The sequence below is a fragment of the Blastocatellia bacterium genome, assembly GCA_016713405.1.
Taxonomy (GTDB): domain Bacteria; phylum Acidobacteriota; class Blastocatellia; order Chloracidobacteriales; family JADJPF01; genus JADJPF01.
On the sequence record JADJPF010000001.1, the window covers coordinates 347,514 to 364,800 of the forward strand.

Sequence of the window (17,287 nt, forward strand, 5' to 3'; positions counted from 1 at the left end):
TAGTTGAAGTGTTACAGGATTTATTGTGCTGTAAGTGTTTGGGTAGGAAAATAGTTTTGTGCTAGGCTAGATGGAAATTTTAACCCTACAAAATATAAATAAGTTATAGTTTTTGGAGATTTTAATTTTATGAAAAAATTTGTGATTGCGTTAGCTTTTGTTGTGTTTTTTGTGGCTTGTGATGGAAATCAGCCTAAACCAGTAAATGAAAATGAAAAAATTAATTCTTGAGAAGTAAAACCAGCAAGTACAACATCTGGTGGCACATATGGTAGTTCTCCAACATCTGGAGGGGATACAACTGCTGCTGCACCAGCCGCAGGAGCAAACACCAAAGTTCCAGAGCCAGAAAAGCCTGCCGAACTGGTTAATTTAGAAAAAGAGTATGAGAAAAATCCTAGTAATGCAGAAAATAAGAAAAAATTAGTGCAAGCCACTTATGAACTAGGACGTAAAATAGAGTATGATGAAGCTTTACCACCATTTGTTAAATATCGCCAAGCATTAAAGCTTTTTAAGCGTGTTTTGGAACTAGATCCAACACATAAGGAATCTTTAGCAGAAAAAGAACAAATAGAAGCAATTTATCGATCGATGGGGCGACCTGTTCCAGAAGTGTAATAATTTCGGCCATGTTAGGTTAAGTTCGAGATGAGCAGAACAGAGGATTTTGTACGTAGTTTACTACCAGCTAGGCAAAGCACTTTGCCTAGCCCATCAAAAATTTTCTCTGAAGCAGTTATTTTACTTGGGCAAGATTTTTCTGCTTCTAGGGTAGTGATTTTTACTATACAAAAAGGCCGCGCAGGGGCTAAAGCAACTTATGAGTATTGTGCTAATGGGATGAGTTCTATTTTAGGACAATCTTTTCCCTGGGAAGAAGATTATACAGAAGAATTACTAAATTCTTCTTTACCACTGCCTGTAAATGATATTGCTACAGATAAACGTTTTAACAACAAAAAAATAAGTTCTGATTGGAAGATAACTTCTTTAATGTCTATGCCTATTCAATTAGGCGATACAATTGTTGGACTAATTACTATACAAACTGAAGATTCTCGTAAATGGGAAATAAGCGAAATTTCCCATTTTGCCCATTTAATAAGTGGTCTATCTTATATTTTAGAACTAATTCGTCCTTATGCTGAATTACGCAAACAATTTGATAGGTATTTACTAGTTAATGAACTAGCTAGACAGTTTACACTAATTAATAATGTGTCAGATTTATTTCATACTCTAGTGGTAGAGTTAAGACGAATATTAGCTTTTGATTTTGTTAGTCTAAATATTATTGATGAAACTACAGGTCGTTTACTTAATACAGAACAGGCACGCTATAGTACAGGAAGGTTTCAATTTGGGCATTTTCTACCAGCAAGTTATTCAATTCCTGGATGGTGTGTTGCTAATTGGCGATATTTAATTATTCGTAATTTAGCTAAAGAGACTGTTTTAAGAGTAAGGCGAGAATGGCTAGATGCGGGGTTAATTGGTTGTGCTGCTTTTCCATTAACTTTTGCTGATCAAGTTATAGGAGCGATTTTATTTTTTACTCATTCTAAATCTGGATTTGATGATACAGAAGTACAAATTTTGCAGCAGTCTGTTGAGCAAACCTCAGCCGCAATTCATCGAGTACGTACCGTAGAACAACTAGTAAAAAATGTAGGAATTGATGTTCAAGCAGTCAGAAGAGAAGAGTTAATTAAAAGAATTAGTAAAGCTATTGGTTCACAGCTAGATTGGGAATTAGTTCTTCAACATGCTGTTAATGAACTTGGACGACATTTAGCCGTTAGCCGGTGTTATATTATTTTGTCTCCTCAAGAGGATGAAACTAGCAATATTGTTTTTGAATATCGTGCTAAAGATATATCCCCATTAACACGATCTGTTTTTCCAATAAAAAATAATTTTGGACTACAAGAAACCATTTCTAGTGGCGAAGTTGTAATGTATGTTGATGCACAAAGTGAAGAATTACTTAGATCTATAGAAGAATATCTTAAAGATAATAATGTACGATCTACTTTATATTACTTAATAGCAACAACAGGTGATAAACGAGCTTTTATTGGGCTAGATCAGTGTGATCGAACTCGGACATGGACAAAAGATGAGCAGAATTTAGTTATAACAGTTTCTCAAGAACTAGCTATAGCTTTAGAGCAAGCAGAACTAATTGCTAAACTACAAAGGCAAGCTGAAAGGGAAGCATTATTAAATAGGCTTACAGCATCAATACGAGCTTCTTTAGACCCAAAACAAGTTTTGCAAACTACAGTAGAAGAACTAGCAAAAACCTTAGCTATAGATCATTGTTTTATTGGATTAGCTGATAGCAACAAAAAGCAAATAGTTATTGAAAGTGAATTTTGTGCTACAGGAATAAAATCTTTGCAAGGACGAGCAGTTGATAGAAGAATTTTTGGAGATAATTTAGATTGGTCAAATAGTGGTAAATTTCTTTCTGTTACTAGTTCTGTAAGGTTTTCTAAAGAAGAGAGAGAAAAACAAGAGCAAGAAAATGAAGCAGAGACAACAGAATCAACAGGCGATACAGGGTTGCCGGCTGCGGCTTATGTTCCGGTTTATGTAGATAAAAGCTTAATTGCCATAATTGGGCTAAAACAACAGGGTAAACAACGTTTTTGGAAAAAAGAAGAAGTAAGTTTGCTTAATGCAGTTGCTGATCAAGTAGCAGTAGCGATTAGCCAGGCAAATCTTCTAGAGCAAAGTCGCGCACAAGCTGAAAAAGAAGTTTTGTTAAATCAGATGTTTAAGACCCTGGCAGACTCTTTTAATCGTAGTGAAATAATTGAAAAATTAGTTGTACAACTAGGACAATCTTTGCTTGTTGACCGGTGTTTTATACTACTTTATTTTGAGCCAATTTATGATACATCACGTCTTCATAGTTTAGAGCATAAAAGCGAATATTTAGCCACAGATATTTCTTCTGTAAAAGAGAATTTAGAGTTTTTTCATCCTAAACTCCTAAAATGGTTAGCCAAAAATCAACGTTTATTAGTAGTTAATGATGTTGCAGATTATCCTTTTGCTGAAGGTAAAACAGAACTAATTAATACAGGTGTAAAGTCTTTATTAATAGTCCCAATTGTTCAATCTGGAAAACTTATAGGTATTATGGGTCTTCATCAGTGCGAAAAAGTGCGTATTTGGCAAGAAACAGAGATTGACTTAGTTGCTGCAATTGCATCACAAACCGCAGTAGCAATAAATAATGCTTATCTATTTCGTCATATTGCTGATAGTCAAGAACATTGGCAGCGAACCTTTGATTCTATGACAGATGGCGTAGCACTGTTGGATCAAGAAGGAAAAGTAATTTGTGTTAACCAGGCATTAAACCGGCTTTGTAATCCTAATAATGAAGATTTGGTAGGAAAACATGGATCAAAGCTCTTTTCTGTTGCTCCTGAAGCTTATATTGGATTTGAACCTATTGCAGAATCATTAAAATCTAGTGTTAGTATGCAGGTGGAAGTTCAAGATTTGCGAAGTCGTATTTTAAGACAAAATATTGACCCTATTTTGGATGAAAAACGCAAAGTTGCCAACCTGATTTTAGTAGTAAGAGATGTTACTAAGGAAAGAGAAGCAGAAAAAGAGATGGCTCAGCGTAACCGTGAACTATCTACGCTAAATGCTATATCTGAAGAAATTAGTAAATCGCTAGAAATAGATAAAATTATTATTAGTGCTTTTGCTAAAACTGTTGAAGTGATGGGAGCCGATACAGGACTAGTTTTATTGTTAGATGAAATGCAAGAATCCTTACGACCTGTTGCCTATCATGGGCAACAGCCAGAATCAATTCTATCTTTAATCACCCAACCTAATAGTCAAAGAAGTTTGATTAAATCCGCAGCAGATTTTAAACAAACTTATGTAATAGAAAATATTGATAAAGATGAGATGCCAGATCCAATTTTTAGAGATATTGCTCATCGTTTAGGCTTGCGAGCAGTTTTAATTACTACTTTACAATCTAAAAATCGTGGTTTAGGACTACTTTTAGTTGCTCATCGTCAAAAACATAAGTTTCAAACCAATGAAATTCAATTAATTAATGCAATTGGTCGTCAAGTTGGCGTAGCAATGGAAAATGCTAGATTAGTTGCGAGTTTACAAGAAGCTCTACAAGAACTTAGAGAGGCTAACCGATTAAAAGATGAATTTCTTGCTACACTCTCTCATGAACTACGTACACCTCTAACTTCTATTCGTGGTTGGACAGAATTATTAATTGAACATGAAGGACTTGAGGAAGATGTTTACAATAGCTTAAAAGCTGTTCTAAATAATGCTGATTCACTTCAACAACTAATCAATGATTTATTAGAATTATCAAGAATTGAAAACCGAGTATTAAAACTAGAAATTGAGCCAACAGATATAAATCTAGTAGTAATTTCTGCTGTGCAAACAGTAAAACAAATGGCAGATAACCGAGCAGTTATAATTGAGCAGAATTTAACCATGAACTTGCCTGAAATAAGTGCTGATACTAACAGACTTCAACAAGTATTTTGGAATTTGCTATCTAATTCAATAAAATTTTCTCGTGCTAAGGGATATGTAAAAATTAGCACTTCTTACAATGATAAGTGGATAGAAGTAAGAGTAGAAGATAATGGTATAGGTATAGAACCAACTTTCCTACCTTTAGTTTTTGAACGCTTTCGTCAGGCTGATAGCTCATCTACCCGTCGTTACGGTGGTTTAGGTATAGGTTTATCTCTAGTAAAATCTCTAGTAGAAGTTCACGGGGGTGAAGTTCAAGCTGAAAGTGCTGGAAAGGATCAAGGTAGTACTTTTGTTGTACGTCTACCAATCTCACCACAAAGTATTATAATTGAAAATAGAGATAAACAATTTGATGGGGTAAAGATCTCTAGCAATCAACCGAGAATTTTAATAATTGAAGATTTAGAGGATAGTTTAAGGGTTTTGACTTCTATTATAGAACGTCAAGGTCATGAAATTTTAACTGCTCGTAGTACTGAAGCAGGTTTAAGAATGGCTGAAAGATTTTTGCCTAAAGTAGTTTTAATGGATGTTAATATGCCTGGGCGTAATCCTTATGATGTTATGCTAGAACTTCGTAAGTCTTCAGAATTAGCAAATATACAGGTAATAGCTATTTCTGGCTTTTTGGCAGAAAATGAGCGTCAAAAAATTCTTTCTACAGGCTTTGCAGGCTTAATTACTAAACCTTTCCGACGAAGCGAGTTAATAACATTAATCAATAATACACTAACTCCAAATAAAATAGATTAATAGATTAATAAATTTAATGTATTTTAAGGTATCGTTATGACTTTTTGGCAAGCTTTACTATTAGGTATTATTCAAGGTTTAACCGAATTTCTACCTATCAGTAGCACCGCACATATGACACTAACTGGTAAATTACTTGGAACAATGGATAAGCTTTCTCCAGAACAATGGACAGCTTTTATGGCTGTAATACAACTAGGGACATTACTTGCAGTGCTTGTATATTTTGCTCCAGATCTAATTACTATAACTAGGGAGTTTTTTGTTGGTAATTTATATTATCTAAAAGGTCGTGACATGATCCTTAGTCCAGATGCAAGACTTGGCTGGTATATTATTATTGGCTCAATTCCTATTGTAGTATCTGGTTTATTATTTAAGAAAACTATAGAAGGTGTTTTTACTAAAAATTTATATGTTATTGCAGGTAGCCTAATTGTTTGGGCTATATTTCTTTCTTTAGCTGAATTACACGGCAGACGTATCCGCACTGTAGAACAATTAACTATATTTGATACTATTTTTATTGGAATTGCACAAGCTTTTGCTTTAATTCCTGGCTCATCTCGTTCAGGTACAACAATTACAGCAGGGCTTTTTATGGGTTTAACTCGTGAGTCTGCTGCACGCTTTTCATTTCTTTTAAGTATTCCTTCTATTTTTGGTGCAGGAGTTTATGAACTTTATAAATATAGACAAGAATTAGTTGGACAAATGAATACTTCTGTAATAGTTGCAACAATTGCAGCCGCAATTGTTGGATATATTAGCATTGAATTACTAATGCGTTATTTGCAAACTCATACAACTTATGTATTTGTTGGTTATAGAATTACATTAGGAATAATAATTTTAACTTTGGTACTCACAAAAGTAATCAATGCTTAAATTTTTATATTAATAAAATAATTAATCTTTTTTTGAACGTTGTTTTAATCTATTCAATAAAGTAAATAACCGAGATAGTAATCTAGTAAAAGGATTATTAAGATTTATTAATTTATCTTTTCGTTCAATTAAAGTCACTCGACCTAGTACATTTGATTGTGGAATAGAGACATCATCATAACTAGAAGCATCTCCACAAGTGGTAAGATAACTTACTCCACTACGAACTTCAACTTTAGTAATTCTATGGACTAATGCAGTATTACTTATACTAGCAAATAAGATAATATCTCCAACATGAATTTTTTGTAGACCAACTGCTTCTACAGTAACAAAATCACCATCACAAATATTAGGTGTCATACTATTGCCAGAAACTTGCATACGAAAAGGACGCTTTTTAGCTAATTCCTGACGAGCTATTTCTAAAATATTTGGTAAGGTGAGACCAATTTCTCGGATAGATTTGGGTTTTGTCTTGCTATAAGTTTGCATATTGCTGACCTTTATAAAATAGCTACCTTTTAACAGTCCAATAGCTAAAACTTGCAGGCAGGCTTGGCTAAAGGGTCTATAAAAGTCTTTTTGCTTAGGGTTAATCATATTAAAAGCAGAGTAAGACGGCAAGAGCATTTTAAAGATTCTTGCCAGCTATTTGTTTGATTCTAAGCTATTATTAATAATCTTTCTCTAAATATCTTCTATTTAGTACAAAACTTCTATCTCCATAACTGCTAGAAAAAATTTTTAATAAAGGGTATAAAAAATACTTTGTTAAAAATTACTTAGGATCTAGTAAATAAATGCGTGTTCATCACTTAAATTGTGCTACCATGTGTCCCTATAGTTCTTACTTAGTTAATGGCCCTAGTTATGATAATACTAGCAATATAGATAGTAAAAAATTACCTTTTTTAACATTATTAGGTATAACTTCTGCTACTAAATATGGGTTTTTCTCTCCAGGTGAAATGGTATGTCATTGTTTATTAATTGAAACTAATGAAGGATTAATATTAGTTGATACTGGAATAGGTTTGCAAGATATTGAAAAACCAACAGTTAGACTAGGTAAGTTTTTTGTAGCAGCAGTAAGACCTAAATTAGATAGAGAAGAAACCGCTGCTCAACAAATTCTTAAACTAGGTTTTAAGCTAGAAGATGTTAAACATATTTTTGTTACCCACCTAGATCTTGACCATGCAGGGGGACTTTCAGACTTTCCAAAAGCTAAAGTGCATGTTTTTGAGACCGAATATAAAGCCGCTATGAACCCAATTAGCTTAAAAGAAAAAAATCGCTATCGCTCGCTTCAGTGGGAACATAAGCCTGATTGGGCAATACATTCTTTAGAAAAGGGCGAAACCTGGTTTGGATTTGATAAAGTACAAACTTTAGTAAATAATGAGACAGAAATATTACTAGTACCATTAGTTGGGCATAGTCGCGGGCATTGTGCTATTGCTGTTAAAACAAAGGAAAATTGGTTGCTACATTGTGGAGATGGATATTTTTTTCATGGAGAAATGTCTCCAAGCGGCTATCATTGCACTCCAGGATTATGGCTTTTTCAAAATATTGTTCAAGTAGATCCTGAAGCTAGAATAAATAATCAAGAGCGCTTACGTAGACTTGTACAATCTCATTCTAATGAAGTAAAAGTGTTTTGTGCGCATGACAAGGTAGAATTAACTAACTTTCAAAATGGAAAATAGGGTTTTATTCTTGACAGATTATAACGCAGCGCGTCATAATTTTGCTGCTACTAAATAACTTCAAATATGTTTTTTGAATAATAATAAAGGAAATTTACATGCAACAAGTAAAAGTTGGTCAAACTTGGCAAAGTCTATCTAACCAAAATGAAATTGTAATTAAAGATTTGCAAAACAAAATAGTTGTAGCTGAAGTTACTAAAACTAAAGGGCTTGTATTTGATACAGTGTTTAACCTTGTTAACTCTTATAAATTAATTAAAGAGAGTATTTCTACTAGCAAAACAAACTAGAAATAAATTAATATTTTGCTTTAGATATTATGTCCTACTTAAGGACTATTAGTAGTACTTTGCTTTTTTACAGATCAAAATTATTTTTGCTTTTATTAGAAAAGAAGTTTTTCTCTAACCTAATCTCTAATTTATCTTCCATTAACACAATAGCTACCACATCAAAACGATAAACTATATTCTTAAGCTGTAATAATTGTCTATATTTTTTAGCTACTTTTTTAAGTTTTAGTTGCTTACGTAAATCAACTGCTGCTTCTGGTGGTAAAAAATCGCTGCTTCTAGTCTTAACTTCAATAAAACAAAGTACATCTTCATCATATGCAATAATATCTATCTCTCCAGTGATAGGTTGGCCTGATAAACTACGACGTAGATATACTATAAAATTAGTTACAACAATTTTATAGCCTTCTTTTTTTAAGAAATCTTTTGCTATTTCTTCACCTTTTTTACCTAAAATTTGAGTAGATATATTTTCTGTTTTGCTGATCATAAACTTCCTAAATTAAATAAGATTTTTTATTATTGTGAATAGATGCAAAACTAAGAAATAAGCTGATTTGATTTGTCTCCCGCTAAAGCTTGCCTTAATATAGAAGCAATTTTCCCACTCTAAATCATTTATTAATTAACTTTTTGGGGTTCTATAATGAAGACAATTCTAGTAGCAGTACGCGATGAATCACTACTTACAATTATTAGTGAAGTCTTAAGCACTGTTGCTGCGGAAATGCAAACAGAAATTGATCCAACATTAGAAAAAATTGAAGAAACAATGCCTGCTTTAATTATAGTTGATTATACTGAACATCCAGAAAAAGTAGATGATTTATTTAGACAAGTTATTGAAAATGTTACTACTACAACTATTCCATTTATGTTTATTATCCCAGAATCAGGTAAATGGAGTGAAATAGAAGATTTTCGCTTAGGATTTGATACTAAAGTTTCAAGAGAAAGACCTAAATTAGGTATTCAACTACGTGTCCAAGCAATTCTAAAGAAAACCCGTACAGATGAAGTAGCTAATAGTAAAACAAAAGATTTACAACAAATTGTACAGTCAATCATTAAAAAAACTAAAGGTGTGGGTGAAGACACAGGTAGCTATTTAGCTGCTAAACCTTTAATACAACGTCCAAAACTATTGATTGCTGAAGATGAACCATTAACACGGGATGTTTTGCAAGCAGCCTTAGAAGAAGAATATGACCTAGTTTTTGCTTTTGATGGAAGTAAAGGCTATGAACTAGCTTTAAGAGAATTACCAGATTTAATTATTTCTGATTATATGATGCCCATTATGGATGGTATGCAGCTACTACAAAAAGTTCGTAGCCATCCAGAACTTAAAAGCATCCCTTTTCTTTTCCTAACTGCTAAAAGCAGCACCGACGATAAAATAGAAGGGCTAGAACAAGGTGCTAGTGAATATTTAAGTAAGCCTTTCTCTGTACGTGAACTACAATTAAGAGTTAGACGATTAGTTGAAGATGCTCAATATCGTCGTGGTACTTCAGGAGCTTTACAAGGCCAACTTTCTGAAGTAGCACTCCCAGATATATTACACATAATTAATAACAACCGAAAAAGTGGTGAGCTAGTAATTAATACTAGTTTTTTACGTGATCCAGTTCATATTTACTTTCAAGAAGGAAATATTATCAATGCTTCTTATGGAAAAAATTCTGGCTTAAAAGCTTTTTTTCGATCATTAACCTTAGAACAAGGCAGTTTCACTTTTGAAACTAAGGTATGTAATGTTAAGTCATTGATTAAAGATCGTATGGAAAACCTTTTATTAGAAGGTTATCGCCAAATGGATGAATTTGAGATGTTAAGAACTAAATTTTCTTCTGGCCTAGATGCTCACCTTAGACCAGGTACGGAAAAGGCTGTTCAATCAGGTCTCTCTAATGTTGATGCTATTGTACTTTTTGCCATTGGCGCACAAGCAACAGTTCAAGAAGTTTTAGAAAAAGTTGCTTTTACAGATTTTGAAGTAATGGAAAGTATTATTAACCTTCTTGACGCTAGATTAATTACCACAGATTAATAACTAATAAAGAAAGCCCAAAATAATTTTTTATGCTTATGGAGGCAATTTAATGCAGGAAATTCGCGCAGCACATGGTAATAAACTTCAATGCAAGGGTTGGCACCAAGAAGCTGCCTTACGTATGTTAATGAATAATCTTGATCCAAATGTAGCCGAAAAACCTGAAGATTTAATTGTTTATGGAGGAGTTGGTAAGGCTGCGCGTAACTGGGCATGTTATCAAGCAATTGTAAAAAGCTTAATTAATTTAGAAGACGATGAAACTTTGTTAGTCCAATCTGGTAAACCTGTAGCCATATTTCGCACTCATGAATATGCTCCAAGGGTTTTAATTGCTAATTCTAATTTAGTTGGTAATTGGGCAAATTGGGATGAATTTCATCGACTAGAAAAACTAGGTTTAATGATGTATGGTCAAATGACCGCAGGAAGCTGGATTTATATAGGGACACAAGGAATTGTACAAGGTACATTTGAAACTTTTGCCTCTGTTGCGGATAAGCATTTTGGAGGTAGTCTTAAAGGTAAATTAGTAGTTTCTGGCGGTATTGGTGGAATGGGTGGCGCACAACCTTTAGCAGCAGTAATGAATGGAGCAGCTTTTTTAGGTATAGATGTTGATCCATCAAGAATAGAAAAGCGCATTCAAACCCGTTATTGTGATCAAATTTCCTATTCTTTAGATGAAGCCTTAGATTTAGTTTTAACAGCTAAAGCCCAAGGTCAAGCTTTATCAGTTGGCTTAGTTGGAAATTGTGCTGATGTTTTACCAGAACTTGTAAGACGTGGCATTGTTCCAGATGTGCTAACAGATCAAACTAGTGCGCATGATGCTCTAAATGGCTATGTTCCCAATGGTTTGAGTTTGTCAGAAGCTTTTGCTTTACGTGTAGAAAATCCAAGCGAATATATAAAACTCTCTCAAGCTGCAATGGCTAAACACGTTGAAGCAATGCTAGAGCTACAAAAAATGGGTGCAGTAACTTTTGATTATGGCAATAACATTCGCGCTCAGGCTAAAGAACAAGGTGTAAGCAATGCTTTTAATATACCTGGATTTGTACCTGAATATATTCGTCCGCTATTTTGTGAAGGAAAAGGGCCTTTTCGCTGGGTAGCTCTCTCAGGGGATCCGGCTGATATTCGTCGCACAGATGATTTAGCCCTAGAACTTTTTCCAGAAAATGAAGCTCTAGCACGTTGGCTACGTTTAGCGCGTGAAAGAATCGCTTTCCAAGGTCTTCCTGCAAGAATTTGTTGGCTAGGTTATGGCGAACGCGCTTTATTTGCTGAAGCAATGAATGACCTAGTTAAACAAGGAAAACTTTCTGCCCCAATAGTTATTGGGCGAGATCATTTAGATTGCGGATCGGTTGCCTCTCCTTTTAGAGAAACTGAAAATATGAAAGATGGATCTGATGCAATTTCTGACTGGCCCATATTAAATGCTTTGCTAAATACGGCTTCTGGTGCTAGCTGGGTGTCATTTCATCATGGCGGTGGAGTTGGTATAGGTTATAGTCTACACGCAGGCCAAGTAAGTGTTGCTGATGGGACTGCCCTGGCCGCTAAACGTCTTAACCGTGTTCTTACTAATGACCCTGGCATAGGGGTTGCACGTCATGTTGATGCTGGTTATGATGAAGCCGTTGAAGTTGCTAATAATAAAGGCATAAAAATCCCTTTACTAAATCAATGATTAAACTAAAAGCTGTTAGCCTAAACTCTTGTGAAAAAAGAAGATTTAACTATTCCCAATCTATTAACATTACTTAGAATCCTGTTGATTCCGTTTTTTGTTTGGGAAATCCTAAAGCTAAATTTTACTTTAGCCTTGATAATCTTTTTTATTGCAGGTATTAGTGATGGTCTAGATGGTTTTTTAGCTCGCCGATTTAATCAACAAAGCAGACTTGGTCAATGGCTAGATCCTATAGCTGATAAATTATTACTTACTGTTACTTACCTGGTTTTAACTTTACCTGATAAAGGTTATCAACCCCTACCCATTTGGTTAACTGCTGCTACCATAATTAGAGATATAGGTATTGTTGTAGTAGCATTAATTATTCGCCAACTAACTGGCTTTAGTGACTTTAAGCCTTCTCAACCTGGTAAATGGAATACAACAATTTTATTAATTACAGTTTTAGTCTTTCTTATTAGTAATAGTATAGGTTACTATCAAGAATACTTAATTATTTTTTATGTTTTATCTCTGTTTATGACTGTTTTTTCTGGACTACATTATATTTATTTTGTAAACCAAGAATTAGTAGAGTATCGCCGCACACAAAGGGGTTAACTATGCCATCATCTACACAAAACCTACCACCTATTGGGCCAAGCTCTAACAAATGGCCTAAAATGTTTCCTTTTATTGTTACGCTTTTAGGCTTTCTATTGCTTGCTTATATGGGTATTGGTGTAGTGCAGCGTTTATCACAAATTATTGCTCCTGTTTTTGTTCCTCTGCTAATTTCTCTAGCCGTTGCATATATTTTAGAACCTTTAGTAGAACGATTTGAGGCTTATCGCTTTTCTCGTTCCAATTCAACTATTATTGCTTTACTGCTGACAGGTTTGTTTTTAGGTGTACTTTTATTTGTTTTCTTACCAAAATTCTGGCTACAGCTTTCAGATATTATTGCTAGACTTCCTAATGTTGTTAAATCTGTTGCTACCTGGGCCCAACCTAAATTAGATACTCTTCGCGCTCGCAATCCTGCGGCCTTTGAAAAAGTTTTTGAAAGCTTTAATGAATTTACTCAAGATCCTTCAGCCGTTACAGAACCTGTTGTTGGTTTTGTTAAAGGTAGTATCTTACAAATTGGTAGTATTACAGCTAGCGTATTAAACTTAATCTTAATCCCATTATTTATTTATTATATTCTAGTAGATTTCCGTATACTTACAGGAATGCTTTATCAAACTGTACCCCCACGTAATCGAGGAACAGTTTCTGAACTATTTGGACAAGTTGATGCTGTACTACGTAACTTTGTTAGAGGACAACTAATTGTATGTAGCGCGATGGCTACACTTTATGTTATTGCATTTTTCTTTTTAGACGTGCCTATGTGGTTTGCTTTAGGCATATTATCTGGATTTGGTCATATAGTTCCTTATATTGGTACTGGTTCAGCCGCAGTTTTAGTAATTAGTTTTACTGCAATTAGTCATCCTGAAGCTTGGCGAATAGTTGCGGTTATTGCTTGTTATCCAATTGTTCAAAGTATTGAAGGTTTTATCTTAACTCCAAAAATTTTAGGAGAAAAACTAGAACTCCATCCATTTATGGTATTAGTTGGCATTATTCTTGGACATCATTTATTTGGAATTTTAGGAATTGTTTTGGCTGCTCCTGTAATGGCTAGTGCTAAGATATTTATTGGCTACCTCTACCAACGTTACTTAAAATCCACTTATTATCAACGCCCTGCTAGCGTTTCCTCCCAAACTATCCCTTTTGTAGAAGTTGGTTCAAGTCAAATTGTTAGCGATAATAGTTTTGTTAGTTTTACTACAGGTAATACAGGTAAACTTACTATTCCAAAACTTATTAATCCTATAGTTACAGAAGCAACATTTATTATTGAAACAGAGAAAAAAGATAAAGAAAACCAACAAGAAGAAGATAGCAAAGATAGAGAAAAAGAATCTATTGAGACTTCTTAATTTTTAAGTTGATGATCTTGGCAATTTAAGAGCCAAGATCATCAATAAAAACAATGGTTATTTATTTCTTGCCTTTAAGATTATTGCTGGAAAGTTTTGCTCCTTAATTGATTGATTAAGATTCTTCAAATCTTGATCTATTAAACTAGAAAGTTTTTGTAACTGAACATCAACCTTGCCTGATAATTCTTGATAAACCGCATAAGCTTGTTTTGTAGGCTTATAATCTCCATCTCCAACCGTATCAGCCAACAAAGTTAACTTATCATTTAACTTAATAGGAAAATTAAGCGGATCTTGGGAACTACGATTCTTCGTCTGATAAAGCTCTTCTTCTACTGCTGTAAGCTTTTCTTTTAAGCTTTTAGCTAATTCCAAGCTATTTTTGGCTATTGCTTGGTCTTTTAATCGTGAAGAAATATCGTCAAGCTGTTTTTTTACTTCTCGAATTTGAATAATTGCTAAATGAGACTCATTGATTTTATTACTAATTTTTGTTAGCAAATCAAACTGCTCTTGAAAATCTTCTTGTGTGCTAGTGTGACGAGGATCTTTTTTTAGCTCAAAGTTTTGTGTAAATGTTTTATCTCCAACAGTTAGCTTTACTTGGTAATTACCGGGAACAACTCTTGGCCCTGCAGGAGTTCCACCCCATAAAATCATCCCAGCAAATTTAGTTGGGTTTTCAACTCTTAAATTCCAAATAAAACGATTTAGTCCTTGTTGATAAGTAAAACTGTCAGGTCTGTTTGGATCGTCGTCTCGCTTTTCTTCGCCATCTTTATCTTTGCCAACAAAAGTTTTTAGTAATATGCCTTTGCTATCAAAAAATTCTAATTTTACTTGGGTATTAGCATCAGGTTTATTCTTGAAATAATAGTTTACCACTGCTCCATTAGGCGCATTTTCTCCAACTGTTGCAGTTGGTTGGAGTTGTGGAGCAAAACCAGCCATTCTATAAGGATCTTCTGGCTTAAAAAGATGATAGTCTGATTTAGCTACTTCATCAGACATTTGATGTAAAAGTGTCAAATCATCAATTATCCAAAAGCTACGACCTTGAGTAGCTGCTATTAAGTCTTTTTCTCGCTTATGAATTACTAAATCTGTAATTGGCACAACAGGTAAGTTTAATTGTAGTGGTTGCCAGTTCTCACCATCATTAAAGGAAACATAAACCCCAAGTTCTGTACCAGCATAAAGTAGCCCTGCACGATTTGGATCTTCACGAATTACCCTTGTAAATGCTTGATCTGCAATACCATTAACTATTTTTTTCCAAGTTTTTCCATAATCGCTAGTTTTATAAAGATAGGGACGAAAATCATCAGATTTATACATTGTCCCAGCAATATAAGCCTTGGCTGCACTGTGTGGAGACGCTTCTAAGGAATTAATTTGAATCCATTCTGGTAAATCTTTTGGAGTAACATTTTGCCAGTTTTTGCCGCCATCTTGAGTAATATGCACTAGTCCATCATCACTGCCTACCCAAATTAAATCTTTTTGAAGGGAAGATTCCATTACAGCAAAAATTGTATCGTAATACTCTACGCTAGTATTATCTTTAGTAATTGGCCCGCCTGATGGCCCTTGGCGACTTTTATCATTACGTGTTAAATCTGGACTAATTTCTTGCCAGCTATCACCTTCATTTGTGGACTTAAATAAAACATTTGCTGCTGCATAAATAGTGCTACTATCGTGAGGAGAAAATAAAATAGGAAAATTCCATTGAAAACGATATTTTAAGCCTTCTGCGCCTGCTCCCATTGGGTTATCAGGCCAAATGCTAATATCTCTGGTTTGTCCTGTTATATGATCATAGCGAGTAAAAAAGCCGTCATATGAGCCAGCAAAAACAATATTAGAATTTTTTGGATGAGGGGCAATCCAGCCACTTTCACCACCGCCAATAGCATACCAATTACGGCGATCTATTGAACCTCCATTAGTACGACTTGCAATTTTTACTGTTGAATTATCTTGTTGCGCTCCATAAATGTTGTAAGGGAAGTCATTATCTACAGTCACACGATAAAATTGTGCTGTAGCTTGATCTTGTTCTGTCCAAGTCTTTCCACCATTAAAAGACACGGACGCGCCGCCATCATCACCATAAATCATACGTAGCGGATTATTAGGATCAATCCAAAGGTCATGATTATCTCCATGAGGAACGCTAATAGGTGAAAAGCTCTTTCCACCATCATTTGACTTATGAAAGTGGACATTTAACACATAAACTGTATCTAAGTTTTTAGGATCAGCATAAATTCTGGAGTAATACCAAGCGCGTTGTCTTAAATTTCGGTCTTCATTAACTCTTGCCCAAGTTTTGCCAGCATCATCAGAACGAAAAACACCGCCTTCTTCAGCCTCAACAATTGCCCAAACTCGATCATGATTTACTGGTGAAACTGTAACACCAATATTTCCAATTGTGGTTTTTGGTAAGCCTTTATTTTGAGTAAGCTCTGTCCAAGTGTCTCCACCATCAGTAGACTTAAATAGTCCGCTACCTTTACCACCACTTTCTAAGCTATAAGGAGTTCTACGGACTTCCCAAAGCCCAGCATAGAGAGTATTTGCGTTAACAGGGTCAATAATTAGGTCTGTTGCTCCTGTTTTTTCATTTCTATAAAGAATCTTTGTCCAATTTTTTCCGCCATCGGTTGAGCGAAAAACGCCGCGTTCCGTGTTATCACCAAATAAATGTCCAAGTGCCCCTACATAAACAATATCAGGGTTTTTTGGATGAATACGAACTCTAAAAATATGACGACTATCTTTTAATCCAATATGTTTCCAAGTGCTACCAGCATCAGTTGATTTATAGATTCCATCACCATGAGAGACATTGCCGCGAACAGTTCTTTCACCCATACCTAAATAAATTACATTAGGGTCACTTTCAGCAACAGCAATAGCACCTACTGAACCTGTTCCAATTTGTCCATCTGTGATTGGTCGCCAATTTTCGCCACCATCAATTGTTTTCCAAACTCCTCCACCTGTTGCACCAAAATAATAGGTAAACTCGTCTGATGCTACACCAGCAACAGCCGCAACCCGCCCACCTCGGTAAGGGCCTATGGAACGCCATTTTAGATTTTTTAATATTTCAGCAGATTCTTGTTTTTGTGCTTTAACACTGCTAGGGAAGTAATTAACTATACAAACTATTGATAATAAAATACTTGCAATATAAACAAGATTTTTAATTTTCATGATTTATTTTTTCCTATTGATTGGTGTTTAACAGGCGATAAAACAAATAAAGATGCTAAAGTTAAATATCTTAATTCTTTAGCATCTTTATTGATTATATTAACCTTAAA

13 protein-coding genes are annotated in these 17,287 nt (G+C 34.5%); 9 read left to right on the forward strand and 4 right to left on the reverse strand.

The genetic code is table 11. From position 1 onward, the window contains the following. Positions 1-188: 188 nt before the first annotated feature. Entirely contained in the window at positions 189-437 is a 249-nt protein-coding gene (locus IPK14_01500) for a hypothetical protein (GenBank protein MBK7992113.1), read from the reverse strand. Between IPK14_01500 and IPK14_01505 the strand changes: the two genes are divergently transcribed. Genes IPK14_01505 through uppP form a run of 3 tightly spaced genes read left to right on the forward strand, consistent with a single transcriptional unit; the run spans position 427 to position 6,198 of the window. After that, complete coding sequence (locus tag IPK14_01505) at positions 427-621, forward strand: hypothetical protein (protein MBK7992114.1); 195 nt, start codon at positions 427-429, stop codon at positions 619-621. The two genes, IPK14_01500 and IPK14_01505, sit on opposite strands and share 11 nt — an antisense overlap. Positions 622-651: 30 nt before the next feature. Next, on the forward strand, positions 652-5,310 hold the full coding sequence (locus tag IPK14_01510) for a GAF domain-containing protein (GenBank protein MBK7992115.1): 4,659 nt from the start codon (positions 652-654) through the stop codon (positions 5,308-5,310). Positions 5,311-5,346: 36 nt separating this feature from the next. After that, complete coding sequence (gene uppP, locus IPK14_01515) at positions 5,347-6,198, forward strand: undecaprenyl-diphosphatase UppP (protein ID MBK7992116.1); 852 nt, start codon at positions 5,347-5,349, stop codon at positions 6,196-6,198. 21 nt (positions 6,199-6,219) lie between these two features. On the opposite strand, the gene IPK14_01520 is transcribed toward uppP, so the two are convergent. Next, positions 6,220-6,693 carry a signal peptidase I gene (locus IPK14_01520; GenBank protein ID MBK7992117.1) on the reverse strand — a complete coding sequence of 158 codons (474 nt, stop codon included), beginning with the start codon at positions 6,691-6,693 and terminating at the stop codon, positions 6,220-6,222. A gap of 308 nt (positions 6,694-7,001) precedes the next feature. Between IPK14_01520 and IPK14_01525 the strand changes: the two genes are divergently transcribed. Beyond that, positions 7,002-7,913, forward strand: a complete 912-nt coding sequence (locus tag IPK14_01525; protein ID MBK7992118.1) for an MBL fold metallo-hydrolase — start codon at positions 7,002-7,004, stop codon at positions 7,911-7,913. 98 nt (positions 7,914-8,011) lie between these two features. Then, entirely contained in the window at positions 8,012-8,206 is a 195-nt protein-coding gene (locus IPK14_01530) for a hypothetical protein (GenBank protein ID MBK7992119.1), read from the forward strand. A gap of 67 nt (positions 8,207-8,273) precedes the next feature. Here IPK14_01530 and IPK14_01535 read toward each other — a convergent pair whose 3' ends face one another. Next, positions 8,274-8,681 (reverse strand): YraN family protein, encoded by a 408-nt coding sequence (locus IPK14_01535; GenBank protein MBK7992120.1) that lies wholly within the window; start codon positions 8,679-8,681, stop codon positions 8,274-8,276. 177 nt (positions 8,682-8,858) lie between these two features. Here IPK14_01535 and IPK14_01540 point away from each other — a divergent pair, with 177 nt between their 5' ends. From IPK14_01540 to IPK14_01555, 4 genes are read left to right on the forward strand one after another with little or no spacing between them, the layout of a single operon-like run. Next, positions 8,859-10,265 (forward strand): response regulator, encoded by a 1,407-nt coding sequence (locus IPK14_01540; GenBank protein ID MBK7992121.1) that lies wholly within the window; start codon positions 8,859-8,861, stop codon positions 10,263-10,265. Between the two features lie 52 nt (positions 10,266-10,317). Next, on the forward strand, positions 10,318-11,967 hold the full coding sequence (gene hutU, locus IPK14_01545; protein ID MBK7992122.1) for a urocanate hydratase: 1,650 nt from the start codon (positions 10,318-10,320) through the stop codon (positions 11,965-11,967). Between the two features lie 30 nt (positions 11,968-11,997). Then, positions 11,998-12,573 (forward strand): CDP-alcohol phosphatidyltransferase family protein, encoded by a 576-nt coding sequence (locus tag IPK14_01550; protein MBK7992123.1) that lies wholly within the window; start codon positions 11,998-12,000, stop codon positions 12,571-12,573. A gap of 2 nt (positions 12,574-12,575) precedes the next feature. Further along, positions 12,576-13,946 (forward strand): AI-2E family transporter, encoded by a 1,371-nt coding sequence (locus tag IPK14_01555; GenBank protein ID MBK7992124.1) that lies wholly within the window; start codon positions 12,576-12,578, stop codon positions 13,944-13,946. A gap of 57 nt (positions 13,947-14,003) precedes the next feature. Here the strand turns inward: IPK14_01555 and IPK14_01560 are convergent, their stop codons facing one another. Then, a complete protein-coding gene (locus IPK14_01560; GenBank protein ID MBK7992125.1) occupies positions 14,004-17,177 on the reverse strand; it encodes a glycosyl hydrolase in 3,174 nt (1,057 codons plus the stop codon). Positions 17,178-17,287 lie beyond the last annotated feature (110 nt).